At 69.8% G+C, this 338-nt stretch carries 1 pseudogene; it reads right to left on the bottom strand.

Annotation, left to right across the window (positions count from 1 at the left end):
• Positions 1-338: pseudogene (locus SB771_RS33765) on the bottom strand (sugar ABC transporter); the annotation flags it as partial.

The following is a 338-nucleotide window of genomic DNA, read 5'->3' as shown; positions in this document are numbered from 1 at the left end:
CGTGAAAATCTGCTGATACAGCGCTTCGCCCGAGTAGTCCGCGCCGGGAAATTCGGCGCGCGACGCGAACCCGTCGCCGTCGACGTGCGACATGAAAAGACGCCGCCCGTTCTCCGTCGTCACGCTCGGCGACGGCATGCGCTGCAGGCGCAACGCGGCGGTGAGGAACGAGATCGGTTGAATCGCCCAGCGTTCCTGGTCGATGCCGTTGAGCGAGACGACCGTGTACGGGCTCATCGCGACGCCGCCCCACGGCGTGATCGCGATCGGGTCGAGGGTCGCCTGGCCGCTCGTCACGCGCAGCAGCGGCCGGCTCGCCGCGCCGACCCGCACGCCCG

Source organism: Burkholderia sp. SIMBA_051, from assembly GCF_046534915.1.
Lineage (GTDB): Bacteria > Pseudomonadota > Gammaproteobacteria > Burkholderiales > Burkholderiaceae > Burkholderia > Burkholderia ambifaria.
This window is presented reverse-complemented; position numbering and strand designations above follow the sequence as displayed.